Below are 26,474 nucleotides of genomic sequence, written 5' to 3'. Positions count from 1 at the left end.
CTTTGAACGTTATATTCTATATTTACCAAAATTCTTTTTTATTTTTACAGCATAATTTATAAATTTATATGGCATCTTCATTTGAGACCTATCAAAAACGACGATTGATTTCTTCTTATTTTTCTGTAATTGTAAGTATCTTTTTGGTGCTTTTTTTACTAGGAGCTTTAGGATTGTTTGTTATTAACTCTAAAAAAATAACAAATGATTTTAAAGAAAATATTCCTATGACCGTATTTTTTAAAAATGAAGCTAATGACAGTGTTTTAAAGGCTTTTGATGTTGAAATGAAAAATGCTCGCTTCATAAAAGAATATGCTTTTGTACATAAAGATAGTGCTGCAAAAAACAATGTTGATATTGTAGGGAAAGATTTTATGGAATTTTTAGGCTTTAATCCACTTCAAAATTCTTTCGATATTAATTTAAAAGGAGATTATGTTGTAGCAGATAGCATTAAAAAAATTGAAAGAGATATTAAAAAGAATGAGATGGTTTCTGAAATCATTTATGATAAACAATTAGTAGACTTAGTAAATGATAATGTTAAAAAAATAAGTTTTTGGATTCTTGTTATTAGTGGTTTTTTAGGTATTGTAGCAATGTTATTAATCAATAGTTCGCTTAGACTTTCTATTTATTCGCATCGTTTTACTATTAAGACTATGCAAATGGTAGGCGCTACAAAATCATTTATTAGAAAACCTTTTATTTGGAGAAGTATAAAACTAGGGCTTGTTGGTTCATTACTAGCTATTATTGCTTTAATGGGAGCTGTTTATTACATTGATCAACTATTACCTTCTTTGAAACTGTCTAAAGATTATGTTTCTTTAGGAATTGTTTTTGGTGGTGTATTACTTATTGGAATCATTATTACATGGGTAAGTACATTTTTTGCAACACAACGTTTTCTAAATTTAAGAACAGACGATTTATATTAAATAATTTATAAAAAATATTTTCAACACAAGATGAAAAACAACGAAAATAACAAACCAGAGTTTTTATTTGACAAAGCAAATTATAAAATTCTTTTAATTGGTTTAGCCGTAATCGGAATAGGTTTTATATTGATGACTGGTGGTGGAAGTGATGACCCAAATGTATGGAGTGATGCTATTTTTGATTTTAGAAGAATTCGTTTAGCACCTACTACTGTTTTAATTGGTTTTGGAATTACAATTTATTCTATCTTTAAAAAAGACTAAGAAATAATGAAACAAACCTTTTTATTCTGAGAGTAAAAAGGTTTGTTTATTTTATACAATTTAGTTTAACACAAACTTACTGTTTAATGTTTTTCCTTCTATTTCACATTTAACAATATATATTCCTTTTGCTAAATGTGCTTTATCTATTTCTATTCGTTTTGTTTTATTTCTCAATTTAAAAATTTCTTTTCCAGTAATATCAAATATTGACAATTGGTTTATATATTGATTTTGACTTTCAAAAACAATTATTGTTTCTTTCACTGCAATTTGTATATCTTGATTTATAAAATCTTGTAAATCTAAAGTACAACCTGTTCCTTCATGACAATCATTAATTTCTTGCCAAACTGAATTTTCTCCCGGAATTTCACCTGCATTTGCCCACCATTGATTTGCCCAAATTTTACATTGATAGTAGACTGTTGTGTTTGCAGTTGGATATGACTGATTGGACATATATTCTGAAAAACCACAAAAAAGTGTTCCTCCTTGACCAGAACATCCTTCTGCTCCACCTGTATAAGGAGATAAAGAATAATCATTCGCTTCAGAAATAGCTGTATTTGCTGGAATACCGTTTAAAACCTTATTTGCAACGTTCATATAAGAATAACCTGAACTATTTAATCCTGTATTGGCCAACAATAGCTGCCATAACATAATCCCATCTTGATCTCCTATCCTTGTGGAATAATTACGAATATGACTTGCTAAATCTGCAACATTTTGATGTGTGTAAGTATAATAAGGTCCCCAAGGTTCATTTGGATAATGCACTCCTGCTGCTACTTTAAAACCATATTGTTCTGCATAATATGCATAAGCGTCATACATTATACTTCTATTAGTACTTCCTCCAGTATTATAGCCTTGAAACGCAATAATGTCAATTTTATCTCCAACAGCTTCAATTACAGGAATCATGTGTCCTGTAGAAGCAAATCCAAAAAGATTTATTCCATTTGTAGCTGCTGTTCCATTATATAAATTAGCATCTGTTTCTCCTGTTACTATATTTCTATTTTCATAAGCAAACGGAGACATTACATCATTATTTGTTTGTCCTCCTAAAGCTCCTACTCCTGCTGGAGCACATGCCAAAATATACCCCTCACTTTTAGGCATTATAGCTCTAGAATTTGTGAAAAAATTGATAAAATGTTGAACATTTGTTGCGTTTCCTATTTCCCCAAAAGAACCATTAGGTTCAAAATCCCAGTCGATACCAACAAAACCTATGTCATCGACCAAATCTTTTATCTGTTGATAATCAATAGCTGAATAAACATTAGAATTCCAATAAGTTTCTCCTCCAATAGATAAAATGACATGAACTCCCTTTTGTTTTAATGCTGAAACACTTTCTTTCAAAGTACAACCATCATAAGGCACTTCTATTCCTGTTCCTGATATATCAAATGAATCTTTTGTATAAGTTAAATTTGGCTTTGCAAATGCAAGAAAAACATAATTCACAAAAGACGGTATTTCTCTTAATTTAGAATTTTGATTTGTTGTTGTCCAATTTTCCGAATAAGATGGAAAATAAGCTAATACAATTGGATTATTAAACGAATGTGTTTGAGAAAAAAAAGGCACACTTAGTAAAAGTGCAAATAACGTGATAGTTGTTTTCATTATGATATTTAAGTTATGTTTAAAACCTGCATGTTTTACTTTATACAAATCAATAAAACAGGGGTTAATAGCAGTAATTTTAAATGCCAAAAAAATACAATGATTCTTATCAACTGGTGTCACAAATTTATAAAAAACAATTAACCTTTTTTCAATTATCTTTATTCTATAAAAAAATATACTTTTGTAGCATGAACACATTACAAGCTATTATTCTTGCCATTATTGAAGGAATAACTGAATTTCTACCTGTTTCTTCAACAGGCCACATGATTATTGCCTCTTCCTTTTTTGGAATTGCCGGAGATGATTTCACAAAATTATTCACTATTGTTATACAATTAGGGACAATTCTCTCTGTTGTGGTTCTCTATTTTAAGCGTTTCTTTCAAAGCATTGATTTCTATTTTAAACTATTTGTTGCTTTCATTCCAGCAGTATTTTTTGGACTACTACTAAACGATTTTATAGATGATTTATTAGAAAGTCCAATTGTTGTGGCCATTTCTCTTATTATTGGTGGATTTTTACTTTTAAAAGTAGATGATTGGTTTGGTAATGCTGAAAACACAGAAATATCCTATCTTACTGCTTTAAAAATCGGGTTGTTTCAATGTTTAGCTATGATTCCTGGAGTTTCTAGAAGTGGTGCTAGTATTGTAGGTGGAATGAGCCAGAAACTATCTCGTACAACTGCCGCAGAATTTTCATTTTTTCTTGCTATTCCAACAATGCTTGGCGCAACTGTTAAAAAATTATATGACTACAGCAAATTAGGAGTTGAAATAACAGATCATCAATTAAACTTATTGATTATTGGAAATATTGTAGGTTTTATAGTCGCTCTAATTGCTATAAAATCTTTTATTGGATACTTAACCAAGCACGGTTTTAAAATATTTGGCTACTATAGAATCATTGCAGGAGTTGCTATTTTAATTATTCATTTCTTTGTGCAAAAACTAACTATTATTTAATGCAAGCAGAAGATTATTTAGCTGGACAAGTTTTACTAATTGACAAACCATTACACTGGTCGTCATTTCAGGCAGTAAATAAACTGAAATACTTATTAAAACATCATTATAATTTACCTAAAAAATTTAAAATAGGTCATGCAGGAACGTTAGATCCTTTAGCTACAGGCTTATTAATTATATGTACAGGTAAATTTACCAAAACAATTTCTGACATTCAAAGCCAAGTCAAAGAATACACAGGTACAATAACTATAGGAGCAACAACTCCTTCTTATGATTTAGAAACCGAAATAAATGCTACATTTCCAACGAATCACATTACTCCAGAATTAATTAACGAAACTACCCATCAATTCTTAGGAGAAATAGACCAAAAACCTCCCGTTTTTTCTGCTATAAAAAAAGATGGAAAAAGACTGTATGAACATGCTAGAGCTGGTGAAGAGATAGAAATTCAATCGAGAAAAACAACTATTTACGAATTTGAAATCACTAGAATTGATTTACCTGAAATTGATTTCAGAGTACAATGTAGTAAAGGGACTTATATTCGTTCTTTAGCTTATGATTTTGGATTAGCTCTAAAATCGGGTGGGCATTTAACAGCTTTACGTAGAACAAAAATTGGTGATTATTCAGTTGATAAAGCTATTTCTCCAGAACAATTTGAACAGCATATTCTAAAAGGAAAAAGCACTTAAACAAGTGCTTTTTCCTTTTTTAATAAACTTATAATTTCATTTTGAGTTGTATTTCCTTTATCATTTAAATACCATTTTTGCAATTCAATTTTCACAGGCTCATCTACTACTCCATTAGCCGCTTTATAATCTGCAATTAATTTACGAGCAGGTTCTGGTCTTGGCCCCCAATCTGCAATTACATCATGGGTCTCAGCGTCTAAAACAATCAACTTTGGAATTGCTTTTCCTCCATTTGTTAAAAAAAGATTCATTAACTCTTCATTATCATCTCTCAAAACTATATTTAAATCTATATTTTTTGAAGACTCTGCCATTTTATTTATTATAGGCAGTAATTGTGCTGCATCACCACACCATCCTTCTGAAAGAACCAACCAAGTGTATTTCTTATCTAAATTTTCTAATCTAAAAAGAGACTCATCATTAACAACAATTGTTTTATCTAATCTTTTTAACCTTGTTTCATTCAACTCTGAATATTTTAACAAATCTTCAGACTGCGTATGCCCTGTAGATTTTCCTTCACTTATTAATTGACTAACTAATTCTCTATATTCTACGTATGTATATGAATTTAAAAGTGCGTTTTCTATTATTTTTTTCATCTTTATAATATTTATTTGACAAATTTAAAACTAAATTTGAATATTAAATGTTAGTTTAGTTACAAATGGATTTTAAATCAAAAAATATTGGGATTGCACTATCTGGAGGAGGCTCTAAAGGAATCGCTCATGCAGGAACGCTTCAGTTTTTAGAAGACCAAGGTATAAAGCCAAGCATATTATCTGGCACAAGCGCAGGAGCTATTATTGCTGCCTTATATGCTTTTGGAAAATCTCCAGATGAAATTCTGCGTTTTTTTCAATCTATTTACTTTTTTAATTGGAAACATTTTACCCTAAAAAAACCAGGTATCATTGATTCTGATTCTTTTAAAGTTTATTTCAATCAAATATTTGGAGATACTAAAATAGGTGAACTACCCATTCCTATTAAAATTACAGGAACCGATTTAGTAAAAGGGAAATTAAAAATTTTTAATGATGACACAAAAGTAACAGATGCCGTTTTAGCATCAGCCTCTTTTCCTGGAATGTTAACCCCATATAAAATAAACAACAAACTATATAGTGATGGAGGTATTTTAAACCATTTTCCAACCGACTTGCTTTTAGGAAACTGCGACAGCATTATTGGGGTTTACGTAAGTCCTATTCAAAATATTGAGGCAAAAGATTTAAATTCAATAAAATCGATTACATCAAGAGCCTTTGATTTACTATCAGCGCAAGGAAATTATCAAAAGTTTAGTTTATGCGATATAATTATTGAGCCAAAAGAATTAGCAAACTATAGCACTTTTGAAACGAGTAAAACAAAAATGAAAACTATTTTTCAAATTGGTTACGATGAAGCCAAAAAGACTTTTGAAGAATTAAGCCCATAATTTAAACAACATTTTTTTTCTGTAGATATATAATTATATTTGCATCACAAATATAAATAGAAACAACCTGATGAAATACAAAAGAATTCTTCTAAAACTGAGCGGAGAAGCCTTAATGGGAGATAGACAATATGGAATTGACCCTAAACGTTTAGCCGAATATGCTCAAGAAATTAAAGAAATTCATGATAAAGGAGTTGAAATTGCTATCGTTATAGGAGGAGGAAATATTTTTAGAGGTGTAGCAGGTGCTAGTAATGGAATGGATCGTGTTCAGGGAGATTACATGGGAATGCTTGCAACCGTTATTAATGGAATGGCATTACAAGGTGCACTTGAAGAAGCAGGAATGCAAACGCGCTTACAAACAGCTTTAAAAATTGAAGCAATCGCTGAACCTTATATTAAAAGAAAAGCAACAAGACACTTAGAGAAAGGAAGAATTGTTATTTTTGGAGCTGGAACAGGAAATCCATATTTCACAACAGATACAGCAGCAGTTTTAAGAGGAGTAGAAGTTAATGCTGATGTTATATTAAAAGGAACACGTGTTGATGGAGTATATAGTGCTGATCCAGAAAAAGATACAAATGCAACGAAATTTGATTATATTTCATTTGAAGATGTATTAGCAAAAGGATTAAACGTTATGGACACAACTGCGTTTACTCTTAGTCAAGAAAACAAATTACCTATTATTGTTTTTGACATGAACAAAGAAGGGAATTTATTAAAAGTTTGCGAAGGACAAACTATAGGAACAACTGTAACAATATAACAAAATTTAGAATTCAGAATTTAGAATTCAGAAAGTCTAAAAATAAAAAAAAGACATACGATGACTGAAGAAATTAATTTTATAATTGACAGTGCAAGAGAATCAATGGAAGGTTCTATAGCGCATTTAGAAAAAGAATTTTTAAACATTAGAGCAGGTAAAGCTTCTCCACAAATGCTAGGCGGTGTCTTTGTTGAATACTATGGTTCTCAAACACCTCTATCTCAAGTAGCTAATATAAATGCCCCAGATGCAAGAACATTAACGGTTACTCCATGGGAAAAACCAATGTTACAACCTATAGAAAAAGCAATTATGATTGCAAACTTAGGGTTAAACCCAATGAATAACGGAGACAACATTATTATAAACATCCCTGCTTTAACTGAGGAAAGAAGACGTGATCTTGTAAAACAAGCAAAGGTTGAAGCTGAAGATGCAAAAATAGGTGTTCGTAATGCTCGTAAAGATGCTAACACTGATATTAAAAAAGAAGAAAAAAACGGAACATCTGAAGATATTTGCAAAAAAGCAGAAGAAGACGTTCAAAAGCTAACTGATACTTATATTAAAAAAATTGAAGAACACTTAGTTATTAAAGAAGCTGAAATAATGAAAGTATAGTATTTATAAAATAGACATAAATATAACACAAAAGGGTTGTTCTTAATTAAAGACAACCCTTTTATATTAGTATATTCTTAACCGATAACTATTCTCTTTCAATTCTAGAAATTGAAAATAATATTCTATATTAAAAAAATCACAACACTGAAAAACATTATACGCTTTGTTATAATTAACATGCAATATGGTTTAAAAAAAGAAAGTTTATTTTTTAAAACCCTCTATTACTTGAATAAAGAACAAACCAGAGGAAAATCCATAAAGACGCTTGTAAAACATATCGTCAACTGATTTTTCCTGTTTACAATTGTTATTATTTATTCATTTCACCTAATCTCTCCACTTTTTTTAGCCATTTTATTCTAAACTCTTCTTTAGAAAGCCTTATAGGTCCAATAGTTGTAATTCTTACCTTTTTCACTCCAATATAATTCATTGTTCCTTTTTTCATCGCATTATGACTAGGATTTCTATACATCCATTTGTAATACCAAGCAGGCTGATCCAACGTACAAATTAGTCTTGCTGTTTTACCTGTCAAACATTTATCTGACCACAATGAGTCTTTTCTTTTATTAAAAGCAAATCCTGGAAGTAAAATCCTATCTAAAAAGCCTTTCATTATTGCAGGTACAGAACTCCACCAAACAGGATATATCCAAACCAAATGATTAGCCCATTTTATTTTATCCTGCGCATCTAATAAATCTGGTTCCAACTCAGTTCTTTTCCGATATCCAAATTGAAGATTTGGATTAAAATTCAATTCTCTAATATTAATTTCCTTTATTTCAGCACCTACTTTTTCAGCACCTAACTTATACGATTTTGAAAGTGCAAAATTGAAACTTTCCTTATCAGGATGTCCGTTAATAATTAGTATTTTTCTCATTTGTTCTAGAAATAAATTTTTATTTTTTCTTCAAATGAAGTTCCTGTTAAATTACCTACTTTGAAGAATTTATATAGAACAAAACAAGTAGGTACTGTTAAAAATATTGTACAAACAACAAAAGTAACAACACTACAAAAAATAGCTAAAGTTAAAACTCCAATATTTCCAAGATAAGGTAATATATTATCTTGATACATCTCCAAATAATTATAAACCCCTAGCGCGTAATCATAAAAACGAATTGAAGTTTCGTACACTAACCAAGCTGGATAAAACCATTTTCTAATTGATTCCCACCATTTTCCCCAAATTGATTTTAATTTTTTGTTTTTTTCTTCCATTTTTTTATTTTTTTACAAAAATCCTCTTAATGGAAGAGTTATCATTTGATATAAATCAAATTCGGTTTTTAAGATTTCTTATTCTACTCAAAGTCTCAAGCGTAATTCCTAAATAAGAAGCAATATGCGTTAAAGGGATTCTGTTTGTTATATCAGGATGAATATTTACTAGATGTCTATATCTTTCATCTGCTTTATTAAATTGAATAGTATATAATCTTTCACATAGCCCTAACATGGTTTCGGTCACTACTTTACTAATAAAACGTTCAAAATCATGGTGTTTATTGGACAGATTATCAACAGTATCTCTCGAAAATTCAAAAACTATTGAATCTTCAACAAATTCAACATAATGAGGACTAGGTTCTTTACTAAAAAAACTAACAATTGATGCCATAAACTCATTTTCAAAAGTAAACCAGTCTGAAATATCTTTACCTTCTTTCAAATAATATGCTCTTGCACACCCTTTAACTATTAAATATGCATTTTTAGAAAATTGTCCTTCACGAACTACAATATCACCTTTTTTAAATGTTCCAATTTTTGAATTCGCTATAAAATCTTCTTGACATTGAATCGATAATGGAGAATAAATTTCTCCCATTTTATTTAATATTTTCTCACTATTCATTTTTCTCTAATGTTTGTCAACATTTTACAGCTAAAAGAAGTTGCAATAAGCCAAAACAAATATAATTCAAACTTTTAAAATTTTAAAAAGAATTTGAAAGTCACCTTTCTTTTGTTCATTTGTTTCTGATTTTTATTAGTCTTGGTTTTTTTTTCAATAATCAGTAAAACTCAGATAGTTATTTAAAACCTACATAAACGAAAAACTTCAAAAAAGTAAACTTTATCAAACCAACACAGATTATAAATAAAAAAGCTATTTTTGCAGAAAGCTATTATTTGTAAAAAAATGCATTCAATAATCCAATATCAAGAAACAATAAAAACTCATTTTGAAGAGTTAAAACTAACAAAGGAGCCTAAGAATTTATACGAACCTATCCAATATATTATTTCATTAGGAGGTAAAAAAATGCGTCCTGTTTTAACCTTAATGGCTAGTGAAATTTTTAATGGTTCATTAGAAAATGCAATTCATGCAGCAGCAGCAATTGAAGTATTTCACAACTTTTCATTGATTCACGATGACATTATGGATGATGCTCCTCTAAGAAGAGGTCACCAAACCGTTCATGAAAAATGGAATATAAATACTGGAATCTTATCTGGTGATGCAATGCTAATTTTAGCATATCAATATTTTGAAAATTACGAACCTATAATCTTTCAAAAACTGGCAAAACTTTTCAGTAAAACCGCTTTAGAAGTTTGTGAAGGACAACAATACGATGTTGATTTTGAAACACGTGATGATGTGACGATTTCAGAGTATTTAAAAATGATTGAATACAAAACAGCCGTTTTAGTTGGCGCAGCAATGAAAATGGGAGCTATTGTAGCAGAAACTACAGAAGAAAACGCAAATTTAATATATGATTTTGGATTAAATTTAGGAATTGCTTTTCAACTACAAGATGATTATTTAGATGCATTCGGAGATCCTGAAACTTTTGGAAAACAAGTTGGAGGAGATATTATTGAAAACAAAAAGACATATTTATATTTAAAAGCACTTGCGCAGAGTGATAATGAAGAGAAAGAACAGTTACTACATTTATTTTCTATTCAACCAAACGATAATACAGACAAAATAGAATCTGTTAAAACGATTTTCAATAATTCTGGAGCATCAAAAGAAACACAAATAGCAATAAAAGAATACACATTAAAAGCGTTTGAAACACTTAACAAAATGCATATTTCTAATGAAAAGAAAGAAATATTAAGAACCTTTGGAGAAAAGTTAATGAATAGAAATGTATAAACCACCTATAGATATTGATTCTTTAATTTCTCAAGCAGAGGAAGAACATCTGTACTTTAAATTGATTGAACAAACTAATAAAGACTTTGCTTTAGCAAATGAAAGCATAGACATTCCATTAAATATTTTTCCTTTTCAATTTAAAGATTTAGTTCACGAAAAAATATTAAAATTAATACAATTTAAATTCGCTGAATACTTAAACCTGTTATATATCATTGATGTATCAGAAGAGCAAATCAAAAAATTAGACGGCTCTGATTTAGTACTCCTATCTGAACAAGTTACTTTCTTGATATTGAAAAGAGAATGGCAAAAAGTTTGGTTTCGTAATAAATATTAGATAAAGATTACTTTTAAAACATTAAAAATAAACTCTTACAAAAGGAATCAATGCATCTGCATAAACACCATCGTTGTCTTTATGAAGCACATTATATCTAACGCCTAATGTTACATTATTTGTCCTATAACCTGCTCCAATAAACAAGGCTGTATTCCAAAAATCATCATTAAAATTGCCATAAAATCCATCATATTTAGAATTAACCCTAAGTTGTTCAATTTCAGTAGAAATTTGAATTTCACGAATTGGATTAAATAAAGCAATAATACTTCCTCCGTAAATATTAGATTGATAATATCCTTTTTGTTTCACATAACTATACTGAAGGCCCAAACCAGCAGAAAAATACTCATTGAAATTATAAATTCCACTCGGAGCCACAGTAATATTTGTAAAATTGCTTCCAAATCCTAAACCAAGTCCTCCACCAAATTGTACATTCTCCCAAAAAGGATTTTTTGTTTTAATAGAAGCGTCTTCTTGAGCATTAACTACAAGAAAAGGTGTGATTAAAAAAGCAAAAAAAAGGGATTTTGTTAAAAAGAGAATCAAATTCTTTTTCATAAGCTATTTTCTAAAAAAATTATGTTATAAAAATACAAATTTCTTTAAAAGATTATTACAAATGTTTTACTTTTGTACAATTATTTTTAACCAAATCGTCATTAAGACTGAATTATGGATAGGTTTTCCTTTTTAAACGCAGCACATACTGCATTTTTCGCAGATTTATACGATCAATATTTACAAAACCCAGACACTGTAGAGCCAAGCTGGAGGAGTTTTTTCCAAGGCTTTGATTTTGCTGTAACAAACTATGGTTCACAAGATATTGTTAGTCAAATTACTTCAGGGGATTTTTCATGTGACCATGTTTCTGAAAAATTACATAAGGAGTTTAACGTTCTAAAACTTATAGAAGGATATAGAACACGTGGACATTTATTTACAAAGACTAATCCAGTTAGAGAGCGTAGAACATATTCTCCAACATTAGCATTAGAAAACTTCGGTTTATCGCAAGCTGACTTAACTACTGTTTTTGATGCAGCTAAAATGTTGAATATGCCTTCAAGCACATTAGCCGACATTATCAAACATCTTGAAAGTGTTTACTGCCAGTCTATTGGAGTAGAATTTATGTACATTAGAGATCCTAAAGTACAAGATTGGATAAAAAACAGGTTAGACGTAAATAATAATCAACCTAATTTTTCTCCAGAAAAAAAGAAAAAAATCCTTGGAAAACTGAATGAAGCCGTTTCTTTTGAAACATTTCTTCATGCAAAATACGTAGGACAAAAACGTTTTTCATTAGAAGGATGTGAATCTGCTATTCCAGCTCTTGACGCTTTAATTGAAGCAGCAGCAGACAAAGGAGTAGAGCAATTTGTAATGGGAATGGCTCACAGAGGTCGTTTAAATGTATTGGCAAATATTTTTGGCAAAAACACTCAAAACATCTTTTCAGAATTCGACGGAAAAGACTATGATGACGATATGAATTTTGATGGAGACGTAAAATACCATTTAGGATTAACGTCAGACAGGACAACTAGTTCAGGAAAAAAAATAAACTTAAACTTAGCACCTAATCCATCACATTTAGAGACTGTTGGAGCAGTAATAGAAGGAATTACAAGAGCAAAACAAGATCGTTTTTACAAAGAAGATGTTTCTAAAGTTTTGCCTATTGCAGTACATGGTGATGCTGCAATTGCTGGACAAGGAATTGTTTACGAAATTATTCAAATGGCAAAACTTGATGGATACAAAACAGGTGGAACAATTCACTTAGTAATCAACAATCAAGTTGGTTTTACAACAAATTATTTAGATGCACGTTCGTCTACATATTGTACAGATATTGCAAAAGTTACACTATCACCAGTTCTTCATGTTAATGCAGATGATGCTGAAGCAGTAGTTCACGCTATGTTATTTGCTTTAGATTACAGAATGGAATTTGGCACAGATGTATTTATCGACTTGTTAGGATATAGAAAATATGGTCATAATGAAGGTGATGAACCAAAATTCACTCAACCAATCTTATATAAAGCAATTTCGAAACATAAAAATCCACGTGATATTTACGCGGAGAAATTAAGACAGGAAGGAATTATTGATGCTAACTATGTTAAAGAATTAGAAGCAAAATATAAAGCCGATTTAGATGAGAGTTTAGAAGAGTCTCGTAAAAAAGACCTTACGGTAATTACTCCATTTATGCAAAACGAATGGACTGGTTTTGAACAAGTTTCTGATGGGGAAATGCTTAAAAAGTATGATACCTCCTTCGATAAGAATTCATTAACTGAAATCGCAACAACAATTTGTGAATTACCCTCAGATAAAAAATTCATCAATAAAATCACAAAGATTATCAAGGATCGAAATGATATGTATTTCGAAAAAGATACTCTAGATTGGGCAATGGGTGAATTATTAGCATATGGATCACTTATAAAAGAAGGATTTGATGTTCGTATTTCAGGTCAAGATGTAGAACGTGGAACATTCTCACACCGTCATGCTGTTGTTAAAGTTGAAGATTCAGAAGAAGAAGTAATCCTACTTAATAATATTAAAGACAAAAAAGGAGAATTCTATGTTTACAACTCTCACCTTTCAGAATATGGAGTTGTTGGTTTTGAATATGGTTATGCATTAGCCTCTCCAAAAACATTAACAATTTGGGAAGCACAATTTGGAGATTTTTCAAATGGTGCTCAAATTATGATTGACCAATATATTTCTGCTGGTGAAGACAAATGGAACAATCAAAATGGACTAGTAATGTTATTGCCTCATGGTTATGAAAATCAAGGAGCAGAGCATTCATCAGCTCGTATGGAACGCTATTTACAAATGTGTGCTAAGCACAATATGTATATTGCAGATTGTACAACTCCAGCTAATTTCTTCCACTTGTTGAGAAGACAAATGAAAACTAATTTCCGTAAACCATTAATTGTATTTACACCAAAAAGCTTATTACGTCATCCATTAGCAGTTTCAACATCTAATGAAATGGCAAATGGACAATTCCAAGAAATTTTGGACGATCCAAATGTAACTGACAAAAAAGCAATTAAAACATTGGTATTGTGTACAGGAAAAGTATATTACGATATTATTGAAAAACGCGAAGAGTTAGAAAGAAATGATGTAGCTGTTGTTCGTTTAGAACAGTTATTCCCATTAGCAATAGACCAAATAAAAGAGATAATTGCAAGTTATCCAAATGTTGATGACTATGTTTGGGCACAAGAAGAACCAAAAAACATGGGAGCTTATAGTTATATGTTGATGAATTTCGATTTAGTTAAACTTCGTTTAGCATCACCAAAAGCATATAGTGCACCAGCAGCAGGAAGTTATGAACGTTCTAAAAAACGTCAGAAGAATGCTATTGCAATGGTTTTTGATAAAACATTATTTCAATAAATTAACTACCTTTAAAAAGTAGCTAAACAACACAAATAGAATATAGTCCTAAAAGATTAAAATTATTAAGATATGATTTTAGAAATGAAAGTCCCTTCACCGGGTGAATCAATTACAGAAGTAGAAATTGCAACTTGGTTAGTACAAGATGGTGATTACGTAGAAAAAGATCAAGCTATAGCTGAAGTAGATTCAGATAAAGCAACATTAGAGTTACCTGCGGAAGCAAGTGGAATTATTACACTTAAAGCTGAAGAAGGCGATGCAGTAGCTGTTGGAGCAATTGTATGTTTAATTGATACAAGTGCTGCAAAACCAGAAGGATCAACATCTGAAGCTCCAAAAACAGAAGCGAAAGTAGAAGAGAAAAAACCAGAAGCTCCAAAAGCAGCTCCAGTTGCTGAAAAAACATATGCTTCTCAAACTCCTTCTCCTGCAGCAAGAAAAATTTTAGACGAGAAAAACATTCAACCTTCTGACATTATAGGAACAGGGAAAGATGGAAGAATCACTAAAGACGATGCATTAAATGCTGTACCATCAATGGGAACTCCAACAGGTGGATCTCGTGGTTCTGAAAGAACTAAATTATCAATGTTACGTAGAAAAGTAGCAGAGCGTTTAGTTGCAGCTAAAAATGAAACAGCAATGTTAACGACTTTCAATGAAGTTAACATGACACCTATTAATATTATCCGTAATCAATATAAAGATGAATTCAAAGCTAAACACAATGGTGTTGGCTTAGGATATATGTCTTTCTTTACAAAAGCAGTTACAAGAGCTTTACAACTTTATCCAGACGTAAATTCAATGATGGATGGCGATTATAAAGTAGCTTACGACTTTGCTGATATCTCAATTGCAGTTTCTGGACCAAAAGGTTTAATGGTTCCTGTTGTTCGTAATGCAGAAAACTTAACATTTAGAGGTGTTGAAGCGGAAATCAAAAGATTAGCACTTAGAGCTCGTGATGGCCAAATTACAGTTGATGATATGACAGGTGGAACATTTACTATTACAAACGGTGGTGTTTTTGGAAGTATGTTATCTACTCCAATTATTAATCCTCCTCAATCTGGAATTTTAGGAATGCACAATATTATTGAGCGTCCAATTGCAGTAAATGGTAAAGTTGAAATTCACCCAATGATGTATGTTGCATTATCTTATGACCACAGAATTATCGACGGTCGTGAGTCTGTAGGATTCTTAGTAGCTGTGAAAGAAGCTTTAGAAAATCCAGTAGAATTATTAATGGATAACAATCCTAAAAAAGCTTTAGAATTATAGTATAAAGTTGTCTTTTAGATTTACAATATTGCCCGACAGATTTAAAAATCTGTCGGTTTTTTTTATATTATAACAAATACAAATAATGATTACTATAATCAATAATAGCTTTTCCATTTAATAAAATATCCGCACCAATAATACCATCTACAGGTTTTGTTTTATATAGTCTTAAAGCTTCATTAACATGACTCATATTAAAAATAATTAAATTAAAATCACTAGTTTTCCATCTACTTAACTGTAATTTATTATTTTTAGATAATTGAGTATCCATTCCAATAGCTCCAGCACCAGCAGCTTTGGTTTCAGAATTTTCTGCAAATAATTGGAATTTCTCAATTCCTTCTAGTCCTACACAGCTATTACTTGCACCAGTATCTAATATAAAAGTGCCTTTTACTGTATTTATAGAGGCTTTAATTAATAAATGCTGTGTTTTTAAAATAGTAAACTTAATTTTTTTATATTTCTTTCCTTTTAAGAAATCTTGTAAATCTTCCATAAATCAAAAATAGCACAATACAGGTAATTAATCCTAATAGTAAATAATATAAATATGAGGTTTTAGGAGTATCAATTACACCATAATACACAAAAGCACTCCAATAATAAGGAGATTTTTTAGCATTAGAGATGGATTCATTCTGAAGATAATCTTTTTTAGAATTATAATTAGACTCAAAAAAGGAATGATTATTAAAATAGTTCGTGTAAAAATTAGTCATAATTTCAGCAGTAGCATAATCATTAATTTTCCAAAGACTAAACAAGATATTTTTAGCACCAGCATATTGAAAAGCTCTAGCAATACTGATAGAACCTTCTCCTTTTTGCAACTTCCCTACTCCTGTTTCACAAGCACTTAAAATCACTAAATCAGGATTACAATTTTCAAGTCCGTATAATTCATTGACAAGCATAACATCATCATAGAAAACCAAAGTTGCAGGAGTTGTAAATGAACCACTTGTACCATGTGTCGATAAATGCAAAATGGAATATTGAGTAGTATTCTTTTTGAAGTTCATTCTATTTGCATTTTTATTCATAAACAATACTGCATTATTTTTTTCTAATACTTTCGCTTCATCTATAGAATATTCTAAAAAGGCATTTGTATTTTTAAAAACAGGAAAGAAACCTGCTATTTTATTGTTTTTCTTTGAAGTATTGTTTTGAATATAAAAAGCAGCATTTGTTTGATATGCCATTTTATTTTGGAAGAGTAGAAATGGGATTTTTGAAAAAGTTGTAGTTTCAGATTTATGTGTAACCAATGCATCAAAAGAAATAAAATGTAAAATTCCATCAGGAATAATCACAAGTGTTTTATGTTGTTCTAATTGTTTTAGATTTAAAAGATTGAATAATGAAAATGCAGTTGATGAAAATGCAAGAACATCGTTGTTTATCGCATTTGAATCATCAAAGTAATGAATGAATTTTTGCAATATATCAATGTTCTTTTTATCTAAAGCTATTCTCTCCCAATGAATTTTATTATGATTAAAATAAAATGAATAAAAACAGTCTTTACCCCAAAAATAATATAACATTTGCGCTTTATCCTTCTCTAGCTTTACTTCTAAAGTATCTAATGATAAAGAAAAATCCTCATTCTTTTTAAACGTTTTATTTATTCTCTCATTAACCTCTTTTAATTCGATACTTAACGTAGTTAAATCATCATTTAGCTTTACAATCTTCGTTGGATTATCATGTGTAATTTGTAATCTTACATATTCATTAATTAAAGATTCTTGCTTTGAAAGCAATACATTTTGAAGTTTTAAATCTTTATTATTAGGGAATCGTTGAAGTAATGTTTTTTGATTATTTCTTTCTTTTAAAACAGTATTTTTGCTATTTTCAGCATATTTGAATGCCATTTTTAAGAGCAAGCTTGATTTCTCTTTTTCATATTCTTTCCATAATATATCAATACATTTTTCTGTACGCTTTCGGTCTTCAACTTGTTGTAAAATTTGTGATTCTTGTGAAACAAGGTTTTCGTTAATTAAACTACTAGCATGAAAACTTAAATCATAAAATGCCAATTTCCTCGTAGTTGATTTTTCAAGAAATGCTAATCCATCAAAAATGTTTATAAATGCTGTTTCTCCATATATATTGCTTTTTTCAGGAAGTATATTTTGTTTTAAAAACGGTAATAAACTTTTTAAAGCATTCGTATAACTTTGTTTTGCTAATACATTATTGTTAAGTTTTAAAAAAAGAGAAGCTTCATCAATATAAAAATTAGCAATATCACGAGCTGTATTATTTTCATTCTGAAAAAACAGATTTTTTGCTTTTTCAAATTCGCTTCTTGCTAATACTGAATTCCCTTTTTGCAACGAAATAAAGGCTTTGTTTTTTATTGATTGATAATCATCTTTATTAAGTGTTAATAAGCTTGAAGCATCATCATATTTTTTTAAGGCAATATAATTAACTGCTAAATTGTTTTCTAAATCAGCTCTTTGTTTTGTAGAAATGTTTTTATTCTGAAGCTCCTTCTCTAAAATAGAAGCAGCCATTTTGTGATTTCCTGTATTATGATATACAACAGATAAATTTAAAATTGCTGCTGTTTTTTGAAACGAATTCCCTTCTTTCTCTGCTAAAAACAAGTAACTTTTAATAGTGTTTTCTGCAAGAGTATAATTTCCTGTTATAGTGTATAAATGGGCTAAAGGTTTTAAACAATATTCAATAATATCATAGTTTGCCAAATTATTAACCGAGTAGTTTTTCCAAGCAAATTCATACGATTTTATAGCATTATTGATTTGATTGAATTTCTTTTCATAAAATGCTTTATTACAACTTAAAATAACTAGTGCTAATTGTTCTTCTTTTGTATTAACCTCAGAAACAAATTGGTTTTCTTTATTTCTTAATATTTCTAAGCCTGAAACAGATGGTTTAGCAATAAAAATATCGGTTGCATCATATATTTGATCTTCTAAATTTTGGGAAAACCCTAATATAGAAAAAAAGAAGAGAAACCAGAAAAAATTAAAATTTCCAAATTGCATAAAAGTGCCAAGAATCAAAATCAGTTTTAAAATTTTTATAATATCTAATACCTACACTAGGCCCAATTCTAGCAAAACCAAAAGTTGTGTCTAAAAAAAATTGTGTTTGCACTTCTGTTTTTTCTTTGATAAATTGAGAATTACTTCGAGTTAATTCTCCATATTCATTTCCAGGAACAAAACCAGAAGGACTCTGGGTAACCTCATAATAACGAATTGTATTAATTCTTTCTAATTCAGATGAAATTATAGTTGTTATATGTGGTCCAAAACCAACTCCTATATAATTATTTATATTATATCGGAGAGAAACAGGAACAGTTTCTATAATTTTTTGTGATTTTTGTGAAGTGTTTTCTCTACCTACAAAAGCATTGTCAATAACAGTTCCATTATTTAAATCAAATGGTCCAACAACTTCTGGATCATTAGAAATAGAGGTTGTTCTCTCACTTTCAAAGTCATGCTTATTTGCATATAACTCGCTTTGCCAATAAAAACGATACGATTTAAATGGTGAAATTGTAATTCCAGTAAAATAACTTCTAGAGTTGTTTAATCTTGGATAATAATTATAACCCGCTTTTATTCCTATAGAAATTCCTGGATTAAATCGAGTTCTGGAATAATTAGTTATAATAGGTTCGTTTTTATCAAATATTATAGATGTTCTACTTTTAGTGGTTTGTTTATGGAAGTCTTTTCCAAATTTCAAACTATATTTTACAAATCCCTTTGTAGAATCTTTCTCTGTTACATTTTTTTGCTGTGTACCAGGTAAATATATGTTTTTGAAAGTAAAAATAATTTGTTTTTGTTTGATAATAGTATCTAAACAACTATATCTTACCTCTTCGTTTTTTGGACAAATTGGACATTCTGGATACATATTTTCTATTTGCAGAGTTGATTTATCAAACATATCAGGGACATCTGTTTCTAAACGAATAGTTCTTGCTGGTCCTTCTCCATCATTTTGAAAACGAGTTTTAAATTTAATCCGTTTAAAACGAACTAATCTATAATTTATAAATAAACCACTAGTAGACATTTTATTAGGATCATGTGATGTTACAATCTCCATTTCCATATCTTTTACTCTGTGATTTTCATAGTTATCATCAGGAACGTAAATGCTTCTTACTTTTAAAATAGCACTTGTGTCTTTAATCATTTCTGGTGTTGTTTTTAAACTGAAGAAAATATTACGTTGCTCATTTGGGTTTAAATTCTTAAATGTTATTTTTTTTCCTTTTTTAAAGACTTGTTTTGCTTCCTCAATACTCAAAGGAAGATTCTTTCTTTCTGTTGTATCTTGAAATTTAACAGCAGTGTACATTCTATTCTCAGAAGAAGCATAAGCAGAAAATTGATCGTCATAATCGTTACTATAAACTAAATCACTTCCTAAATCACTAATATTTTCATCATTGTAATTTCTAATTTCAAGTAACTCAAAATTATCATTTTTAAATTCTTTTTCGTTGTAATAAAAATAAATCGTGCCATTAGTTACATATTCTTTTTCATTTTTATAACTCAATGTTATTACAAAATCTTCATCAGGTAGTGGCTCCCTATTTCTCCTTAATTCAATAGGATCTTTTAAAATTTGAATTTCATTGTCCGAAACATCTGCTGTTTCATTTGTTTTCACTTTTTTCGGACGAGTGGTAGGTGTTTTCCCTGTATCATAATTATTAGTAACCCATAATTTTACTTCATAATCACCTGGTTTTTTATAAGTATGCTTTGGTTCTTTTTTAGTACTGTAGCTTCCATCTCCAAACTCCCAATAATAACTATAAAAAGCTTTTGGAGCACCTGCAATTTGATTTAAAGATGGTGTTTCCGAATTAAAAATAAACGTATTTTGGTTCTGACTTGGAAGTATAGTTGCTTTCCTAGTAACTGTATCCTGAACTTTAGTTTGAGAAAAAAGCACACCAGAAGTTATTAAAACAATAAGTGTAGCTATTTTTTTAAACATAATCATCAGATTTTTGGAATTTAAATTAAATATAAGAAAAAGTGATGAGCTATTCATCACTTTTTCAAAAACAAACTTAACTAAATTATGGTAAAGCATTTATATCAGCAATTAATTGCGTTTCATCACCTAAAATTGTTTCAGCAAGAGTAAAATCATAGACCGCATTTTCAGTTATAGTTACAGATTTAATAGCATATCTCCATTGTCCGCTTTCTTCAGTCACAAAAATGACATGACAAGCTAATCCAATTGGGATTTGACCATAATGTTCAGAAAATTGACCTGTAGATGCATTATAAGTATCTAATTTTGCTAAAGCACTACCTTCTCCATCATAATGTAAATAAACAGCACTATTTTCAAAATTATATCCAGAAGGAACAGTTGCTAAAATTTCAGTTTTTGGACCAGTATAATTATAAAATTTGTCAACATTTGTCCAACCGAAGTTATTAAAATAAGCATAGTATGTACCTCCTGCCGTATCTTGTTCAAAGAAAACACCTCCTTGATTTCCATTAGGATCTTCCTGCTCTCTCCAGTCTAAATTTCCATCTTCATCAATAGTTCCATCCCATAGAATCATATCATTTTCAACAGTAGTTAAACTTGCAGGGATTCTCAAATTCATACTACAGTTAATCTCTAATTGTTGTCCGTTTTGGGTAGCATTAATAAAAAATTCTCCGCCAGAAATAAGCATTGCCATATCTCCATTTGGCATCATTCCCATTGTTGTTTTATTGGTTACCAACATTGTTCCTCCATCGAAAACCTCTATGTATTTAATAGCAGCTGTTCCTGTAATAGCATTCCCATTCAATGTTAAGCATGAAGGATTAATATCAATTTCAACTCCATTAGCAGAAGTAAAAGTAGTTATCCCATTCGCAGTATTTAATTGGAACTCTTGAGTAATATTCTCTAATGCATCTTCTCTTAATGCGTTAAATTCTGCTGCTGAAGGTAAATCACAAAGTCCATCACAGTCATTATCATCCGATTTTTCACAGCTAGTAAGAATTGTCATTGATAATACAATAATTAATGCGGCTTTAAAAAAAATCGATCTATTTTCCGCTTTTCTGTTTAAAAAAAATAACTTTTTCATAATTTTTGTTTTTAAATTCTATTAATATATCAATCAAAACATTAAAATGTTACCCTACTCCTTTTATTTATTTTCTAATTCTATTGATATCTTTTTATCTTAGCTACTTAAATAAATTGTTCATGGTAGAAAAAAATGCACATCAAGATCAATTATATATAGATGGATTATTAAATAATAATACTAAAATTATTCATGCTATATATAAAAAATTTGCTCCAAAGGTTACTCATTATATAAAAATGAATAATGGAAGTGAAGATGAAGCTCAAGATGTTATTCAAGAAGTATTGATTACAATTTACAATCAGGCAAAACAAAATAATTTAAAAATAACTTGCCCTTTTGATGCTTATTTTTTCCTATTATGTAAAAGAAAATGGTTAAATGAATTGAAAAAATCTTCAAATAAAGAGGTAACATTACAAGATGATAATGTATCTAAAGATGAATCACTTCAAGAAATGCTATTCGAAACAGAACTATTTAATGAAAAACAAGCGTTGTTTGAAAAAATGTTTTTACAATTAGGAGAAAAATGTAAAGAATTACTCAAACTGAGTTTTATATTAAAGACGATGGAAGAAGTAGCAACAACTTTGAATGTTTCTTACGCTTATGCAAGAAAGAAAAAATCACTTTGTACAGGAAAACTAACTGAAATGATTCGAGAATCTATAGAATATAAATCCTTAACGAAACAATAGAATGCAAGAAGATATATATATCCTTTTTGAAAATTATTTACAAAACAAAATGGTTTTCGAAGAAAAAGCTGCTTTTGAAGAGCAACTTCTAAATGATAATGATTTAAGGGAAAAACTAGAATTATACAAAGAGACTACTCAGTTTTTAAAAACTAAATATTCTCAAGAAGGTAAAATGTTTGAAGAAAACTTAAAGGAAATTGCTAAGAATTATGCTTCTCATGAAACAATTTCTAGCAAACCAAAAGTTATTTCAATACATAAAAAATGGTTTACTATAGCTGCTACAATACTTCTATTCATTTCAATTTGGTTTTTTATTCAAACTTCTAATCCTAAATATACTGATTATAATGAACATCAAAAAGCATATTTCACAGAAAGAAGTGATGTAAATGAAAGCTTAAAACAAGCTCAAGACGCCTTCAATGCAAAAAATTTCAAAGAAGCTGTTTCTTATTTTAAAAAAACAAAACAAACTAACAATTTAGGACTAGAAGAAGAATTATATTATGCCATTTCATTAATAGAAATCAATCAATATGACCAGGCTGAAAATATATTAAATACATTAAAAAATGGCAAATCGGTATACAAAGAAAAAGCTATTTGGTATTTAGGTCTATCCAAATTGAAACAAAAAGAATATTCAAAATGTAAGGAATACTTAGAATTATTACCTGAAAGTGCAGAAGATTATCAGAAAGCACAACGAATTTTGAAAGAATTATAACACATAAATGAAAAAGGAACCAAAGCTACTGAACATTCAGTAGCTTTTTTGGTTATATACCAATAAAGATTTTAAATTTGCACTCTAAATTTTTTATTTTGAACAATCCTATTACGCTTACAGATACTCATACACATCTATATTCTGAAGAATTTGATCAAGACAGAAATGAAAGTATTCAAAATGCTATTAACGCTGGAGTTTCTCGTTTTTTTATTCCTTCAATTGATTCTAATTATACCCAAAAAATGTATGATTTAGAGCAACAATATCCTGAAAATATATTTTTAATGATAGGCTTACACCCTACTTATGTTAAAGAAAATTATTTAGAAGAATTAGCTCATGTAGAAAAAGAATTAGCTTCAAGAAAATTCTATGCAATAGGAGAAATTGGAATTGATTTATACTGGGATAAAACATTCCTAAAAGAACAACAATATGTTTTTAAACATCAAATACAATTAGCAAAAAAACACAAATTAGCTATCAATATTCATTGTAGAGATGCATTTGATGAAGTATTTGAAGTTTTAGAGAGTGAAAAAAGCGATGACTTATTTGGTATTTTCCATTGTTTTACTGGTGATTTCAAGCAAGCTAAAAAAGCAATAGATTTAAATATGAAATTAGGAATAGGAGGAGTTGCTACCTTTAAAAATGGAAAAATAGACCAATTCTTAAAAGAAATTGATTTGAAAAATATTGTTTTAGAAACAGATTCTCCCTATTTAGCACCAGTGCCTTATCGTGGAAAAAGAAATGAAAGTAGTTATACCTTATTAGTTGCGCAGAAATTAGCAGAAATTTATAACGTGTCAGTAGCAGAAATTGCTAATATTACTACGGAAAATTCGAAAGCAATTTTCGGAATTTAACGAAGAATTTACCGCCATTTATTATTTTTTTTGTTCTTTTGTGTACCGATTTTTTAAAAATCCTTATGTCTAAATTTGATTCTATTCGTCCGTTTTATGATTCTGAGGTTAACGAAGCCTTGTGTTCTTCATTAAATCATCCTATGATGAAAGCGATGATGAATTTTACCTTTCCAGATACTGAAGAAGAAGTTTGGAAAGAACAATTAAAAAAAACACACTCAATACGTGATTTTCAAGTTAATTTTGTGTATCAATCTATAATGAAAGTATTAGAAAAAAGCTCAGATGGATTAACTACTTCTGGCTTTGAAAAATTAGAACCTAATACATCTTATCTTTTTATTTCAAATCATAGAGATATTATTTTAGATACATCATTACTTAATGTTTCATTGTTCGACCATGGATTAGTTATGACAGCTTCTGCAATTGGAGATAATTTAGTACAAAAAGATTTTGTATTAAACTTATCAAAATTAAACAGAAACTTCCTAGTTCAAAGAGGATTAACACCTCGTGAATTACTCCAAAGCTCTAAATTAATGTCTGAATACATGTACCATTTACTATCAAAGGAAAATCGTTCCGTTTGGATTGCGCAAAGAGAAGGACGAACTAAAGATGGAAATGATGCAACACATCAAGGTGTCTTAAAAATGCTAGGAATGGCTTCAGATGAAAAAGAAGTTACCGATTTTTTCAAAAAAATAAAAATCGTTCCAGTCTCTATTTCTTATGAATATGACCCAACCGATGCATTAAAAATGCCACAATTATTAGCACAAGCTAAGGATGAAGTTTATATAAAAAATAAAAACGAAGATTTCATTACACTTCTAAGTGGAATTATAGGGCAAAAAAAACGTATCCATATCCATGTAGGAAATGTTATTAACAAAGAACTTGACTATATTAAAATTCATAATGATAACACAAACAAACAAGTTCAAGCATTAGCTAATGTAATAGACGATTCTATATTACAGCATTATAAATTGTGGCCAACAAACTATATTGCTTATGATATATTAAATAATACCACTCAATATTCACAATTCTACACAACTGAGGAAAAACAATTATTCCAAAGAAGGTTTGAAATGAGAATTGACACAGATAACAAAACACTAAGAGACGGATTTTTGGCAATGTATGCTAATCCAGTTGTAAATAAAATGAAATATAATAATGCCGAATAAGCCACAAATTTTACTTATTTATACTGGAGGAACCATTGGAATGGTTAAGGACTTTTCTACTGGTGCTCTCAAAGCATTTAATTTTAAAAAATTACTTAATAAAATCCCTGAAATACAACTTTTAGATTGCAATATTGACACCATTTCTTTTGAATTTCCAATAGATTCATCTAATATGAATGTTCAGTATTGGCAACAAATAGCAACAATAATAGAAGAAAATTATTCAACATTTGATGGTTTTGTTGTTCTTCATGGTTCTGACACAATGTCTTATAGCGCTTCAGCATTAAGTTTCATGCTTGAAAACCTTGAAAAACCAGTTATTTTCACAGGTTCTCAATTACCAATAGGAGACCTAAGAACGGATGCTAAAGAAAATTTAATTACAGCAATTCAAATTGCTTCATTACAACAAAATGGAGTCGCTATTATTCAAGAAGTTGGCCTGTACTTTGAATATAAACTATACAGAGGAAATAGGACAACCAAAATTAGTGCTGAACATTTTAATGCTTTTGCCTCTCCAAATTTTTCAGAATTAGCAGAGTCAGGAGTCCATTTAAAGATAAACAAAGATATTTTATTAAGAAAAATAGCAAATAAAAAACTAAAAGTCAATAAGAATTTCGATAAAAATGTTGTTATTTTAAAAGTTTTTCCCGGAATTAATGAGGATGTTGTTGAGGCAATCATAAATATAACAAATTTAAAAGGAATTGTTTTAGAAACTTATGGCTCAGGAAATGCTCCTACAGAAAAATGGTTTATAGAAAAATTAAAAAAGGCAATAAATAAAAAAATTCACGTTATAAATGTTACGCAATGTAGCGGAGGTGCTGTCGCTATGGGACAATATGAAACAAGCACACAATTAAGGGACATAGGAGTTATTTCAGGATTTGATATCACAACAGAAGCTGCAATAACAAAATTAATGTATTTATTGGGACAAAAAGTTTCTTTTAATGTATTTAAAACTATTTTTGAAACCAGTTTAAGGGGCGAACTATAGTAAAAAATGCTATTAAAATTTTTATTCCTGAATTTTTTTACGTTATTTAGCGCCCTTGAAATTGACATATCAATGGAGAGGTGTCCGAGAGGTCGAAGGAGCATGCCTGGAAAGTATGTATGCTCCGAAAGAGCATCGAGGGTTCGAATCCCTTCCTCTCCGCGTAAGAAAT

General features: G+C 29.5%; 26 protein-coding genes and 1 tRNA gene. 17 read left to right on the top strand and 10 right to left on the bottom strand.

Annotated features, from left to right (window positions below; genetic code table 11):
* Positions 1 to 68 precede the first annotated feature (68 nt).
* Together LXD69_RS06815 and LXD69_RS06810 are read left to right on the top strand one after the other, a co-directional pair.
* Complete coding sequence (locus tag LXD69_RS06815) at positions 69 to 944, top strand: cell division protein FtsX (RefSeq protein ID WP_045969705.1); 876 nt, start codon at positions 69 to 71, stop codon at positions 942 to 944.
* Between the two features lie 30 nt (positions 945 to 974).
* Positions 975 to 1,211, top strand: a complete 237-nt coding sequence (locus LXD69_RS06810) for a DUF3098 domain-containing protein (RefSeq protein ID WP_045969707.1) — start codon at positions 975 to 977, stop codon at positions 1,209 to 1,211.
* A gap of 60 nt (positions 1,212 to 1,271) precedes the next feature.
* Here the strand turns inward: LXD69_RS06810 and LXD69_RS06805 are convergent, their stop codons facing one another.
* The gene (locus tag LXD69_RS06805) at positions 1,272 to 2,855 is read right to left on the bottom strand and encodes a T9SS type A sorting domain-containing protein (RefSeq protein ID WP_246918405.1); all 1,584 of its coding nucleotides are present in this window, start codon (positions 2,853 to 2,855) and stop codon (positions 1,272 to 1,274) included.
* 191 nt (positions 2,856 to 3,046) lie between these two features.
* On the opposite strand from LXD69_RS06805, the gene LXD69_RS06800 reads away from it, so the two are divergent.
* A complete protein-coding gene (locus LXD69_RS06800) occupies positions 3,047 to 3,832 on the top strand; it encodes an undecaprenyl-diphosphate phosphatase (protein ID WP_045969711.1) in 786 nt (261 codons plus the stop codon).
* Positions 3,832 to 4,536, top strand: a complete 705-nt coding sequence (truB, locus tag LXD69_RS06795) for a tRNA pseudouridine(55) synthase TruB (RefSeq protein ID WP_246918403.1) — start codon at positions 3,832 to 3,834, stop codon at positions 4,534 to 4,536. The genes LXD69_RS06800 and truB overlap by 1 nt, the downstream gene beginning before the upstream one ends.
* Here the strand turns inward: truB and LXD69_RS06790 are convergent.
* Entirely contained in the window at positions 4,533 to 5,144 is a 612-nt protein-coding gene (locus tag LXD69_RS06790; protein WP_246918402.1) for a thioredoxin family protein, read from the bottom strand. The genes truB and LXD69_RS06790 overlap by 4 nt on opposite strands.
* A 65-nt stretch (positions 5,145 to 5,209) precedes the next feature.
* Here LXD69_RS06790 and LXD69_RS06785 point away from each other — a divergent pair, with 65 nt between their 5' ends.
* The 3 genes from LXD69_RS06785 (at position 5,210) to frr (ending at position 7,391) form a co-directional block, all read left to right on the top strand.
* Positions 5,210 to 5,989, top strand: a complete 780-nt coding sequence (locus LXD69_RS06785; protein WP_045969717.1) for a patatin-like phospholipase family protein — start codon at positions 5,210 to 5,212, stop codon at positions 5,987 to 5,989.
* A gap of 70 nt (positions 5,990 to 6,059) precedes the next feature.
* Positions 6,060 to 6,767: a UMP kinase gene (gene pyrH / locus LXD69_RS06780; RefSeq protein WP_045969719.1), complete on the top strand. Its 708-nt coding sequence runs from the start codon at positions 6,060 to 6,062 to the stop codon at positions 6,765 to 6,767.
* 60 nt (positions 6,768 to 6,827) lie between these two features.
* Positions 6,828 to 7,391 (top strand): ribosome recycling factor, encoded by a 564-nt coding sequence (gene frr / locus LXD69_RS06775; RefSeq protein WP_045969721.1) that lies wholly within the window; start codon positions 6,828 to 6,830, stop codon positions 7,389 to 7,391.
* 316 nt (positions 7,392 to 7,707) lie between these two features.
* Here the strand turns inward: frr and LXD69_RS06770 are convergent, their stop codons facing one another.
* Genes LXD69_RS06770 through LXD69_RS06760 form a run of 3 tightly spaced genes read right to left on the bottom strand, consistent with a single transcriptional unit; the run spans position 7,708 to position 9,267 of the window.
* Positions 7,708 to 8,286 (bottom strand): NAD(P)H-dependent oxidoreductase, encoded by a 579-nt coding sequence (locus LXD69_RS06770; RefSeq protein WP_045969723.1) that lies wholly within the window; start codon positions 8,284 to 8,286, stop codon positions 7,708 to 7,710.
* A gap of 5 nt (positions 8,287 to 8,291) precedes the next feature.
* A complete protein-coding gene (locus LXD69_RS06765; RefSeq protein ID WP_246918400.1) occupies positions 8,292 to 8,630 on the bottom strand; it encodes a hypothetical protein in 339 nt (112 codons plus the stop codon).
* 55 nt (positions 8,631 to 8,685) lie between these two features.
* Positions 8,686 to 9,267 (bottom strand): Crp/Fnr family transcriptional regulator, encoded by a 582-nt coding sequence (locus LXD69_RS06760; protein ID WP_246918398.1) that lies wholly within the window; start codon positions 9,265 to 9,267, stop codon positions 8,686 to 8,688.
* A gap of 288 nt (positions 9,268 to 9,555) precedes the next feature.
* Between LXD69_RS06760 and LXD69_RS06755 the strand changes: the two genes are divergently transcribed.
* The gene (locus LXD69_RS06755; RefSeq protein ID WP_045969729.1) at positions 9,556 to 10,530 is read left to right on the top strand and encodes a polyprenyl synthetase family protein; all 975 of its coding nucleotides are present in this window, start codon (positions 9,556 to 9,558) and stop codon (positions 10,528 to 10,530) included.
* On the top strand, positions 10,523 to 10,873 hold the full coding sequence (locus LXD69_RS06750) for a hypothetical protein (protein ID WP_045969732.1): 351 nt from the start codon (positions 10,523 to 10,525) through the stop codon (positions 10,871 to 10,873). Before LXD69_RS06755 ends, LXD69_RS06750 begins: the two co-directional genes overlap by 8 nt.
* A gap of 21 nt (positions 10,874 to 10,894) precedes the next feature.
* Here LXD69_RS06750 and LXD69_RS06745 read toward each other — a convergent pair whose 3' ends face one another.
* Positions 10,895 to 11,440 carry a hypothetical protein gene (locus tag LXD69_RS06745; RefSeq protein WP_246918396.1) on the bottom strand — a complete coding sequence of 182 codons (546 nt, stop codon included), beginning with the start codon at positions 11,438 to 11,440 and terminating at the stop codon, positions 10,895 to 10,897.
* A gap of 114 nt (positions 11,441 to 11,554) precedes the next feature.
* Between LXD69_RS06745 and LXD69_RS06740 the strand changes: the two genes are divergently transcribed.
* Together LXD69_RS06740 and odhB are read left to right on the top strand one after the other, a co-directional pair.
* Positions 11,555 to 14,326 (top strand): 2-oxoglutarate dehydrogenase E1 component, encoded by a 2,772-nt coding sequence (locus LXD69_RS06740; protein WP_246918393.1) that lies wholly within the window; start codon positions 11,555 to 11,557, stop codon positions 14,324 to 14,326.
* Between the two features lie 72 nt (positions 14,327 to 14,398).
* Entirely contained in the window at positions 14,399 to 15,619 is a 1,221-nt protein-coding gene (odhB, locus tag LXD69_RS06735; protein ID WP_246918392.1) for a 2-oxoglutarate dehydrogenase complex dihydrolipoyllysine-residue succinyltransferase, read from the top strand.
* Between the two features lie 67 nt (positions 15,620 to 15,686).
* Here the strand turns inward: odhB and LXD69_RS06730 are convergent, their stop codons facing one another.
* From LXD69_RS06730 to LXD69_RS06715, 4 genes are all read right to left on the bottom strand, one after another.
* A complete protein-coding gene (locus LXD69_RS06730; RefSeq protein WP_045969739.1) occupies positions 15,687 to 16,124 on the bottom strand; it encodes a retropepsin-like aspartic protease in 438 nt (145 codons plus the stop codon).
* Positions 16,084 to 18,663 carry a CHAT domain-containing protein gene (locus tag LXD69_RS06725; protein ID WP_246918391.1) on the bottom strand — a complete coding sequence of 860 codons (2,580 nt, stop codon included), beginning with the start codon at positions 18,661 to 18,663 and terminating at the stop codon, positions 16,084 to 16,086. Before LXD69_RS06725 ends, LXD69_RS06730 begins: the two co-directional genes overlap by 41 nt.
* On the bottom strand, positions 18,644 to 20,653 hold the full coding sequence (locus LXD69_RS06720; RefSeq protein WP_246918388.1) for a DUF7849 domain-containing protein: 2,010 nt from the start codon (positions 20,651 to 20,653) through the stop codon (positions 18,644 to 18,646). The genes LXD69_RS06725 and LXD69_RS06720 overlap by 20 nt, the downstream gene beginning before the upstream one ends.
* 85 nt (positions 20,654 to 20,738) lie before the next feature.
* A complete protein-coding gene (locus LXD69_RS06715; protein ID WP_246918386.1) occupies positions 20,739 to 21,767 on the bottom strand; it encodes a hypothetical protein in 1,029 nt (342 codons plus the stop codon).
* Positions 21,768 to 21,889: 122 nt separating this feature from the next.
* Here LXD69_RS06715 and LXD69_RS06710 point away from each other — a divergent pair, with 122 nt between their 5' ends.
* The 6 genes from LXD69_RS06710 to LXD69_RS06685 all read left to right on the top strand — a co-directional run bounded on the left by LXD69_RS06710 (position 21,890) and on the right by LXD69_RS06685 (position 26,464).
* Positions 21,890 to 22,474, top strand: a complete 585-nt coding sequence (locus LXD69_RS06710; protein WP_045969745.1) for an RNA polymerase sigma factor — start codon at positions 21,890 to 21,892, stop codon at positions 22,472 to 22,474.
* A 1-nt stretch (position 22,475) separates the two neighbouring features.
* Positions 22,476 to 23,207 carry a tetratricopeptide repeat protein gene (locus LXD69_RS06705; RefSeq protein WP_246918384.1) on the top strand — a complete coding sequence of 244 codons (732 nt, stop codon included), beginning with the start codon at positions 22,476 to 22,478 and terminating at the stop codon, positions 23,205 to 23,207.
* A 110-nt stretch (positions 23,208 to 23,317) separates the two neighbouring features.
* Complete coding sequence (locus tag LXD69_RS06700) at positions 23,318 to 24,085, top strand: TatD family hydrolase (protein WP_200894150.1); 768 nt, start codon at positions 23,318 to 23,320, stop codon at positions 24,083 to 24,085.
* 65 nt (positions 24,086 to 24,150) lie between these two features.
* The gene (locus LXD69_RS06695) at positions 24,151 to 25,287 is read left to right on the top strand and encodes a 1-acyl-sn-glycerol-3-phosphate acyltransferase (RefSeq protein ID WP_045969751.1); all 1,137 of its coding nucleotides are present in this window, start codon (positions 24,151 to 24,153) and stop codon (positions 25,285 to 25,287) included.
* On the top strand, positions 25,277 to 26,302 hold the full coding sequence (locus tag LXD69_RS06690) for an asparaginase (protein WP_045969753.1): 1,026 nt from the start codon (positions 25,277 to 25,279) through the stop codon (positions 26,300 to 26,302). The genes LXD69_RS06695 and LXD69_RS06690 overlap by 11 nt, the downstream gene beginning before the upstream one ends.
* Before the next feature lie 74 nt (positions 26,303 to 26,376).
* Positions 26,377 to 26,464, top strand: a tRNA-Ser gene (locus tag LXD69_RS06685).
* Positions 26,465 to 26,474 lie beyond the last annotated feature (10 nt).

It is taken from the genome of Flavobacterium sediminilitoris (genome assembly GCF_023008245.1).
In the GTDB taxonomy this organism is placed as follows: Bacteria; Bacteroidota; Bacteroidia; order Flavobacteriales; family Flavobacteriaceae; genus Flavobacterium; species Flavobacterium sediminilitoris.
Note: the sequence above shows the minus strand (reverse complement) of the source record. Positions and strands in the feature narration are given on the sequence as shown.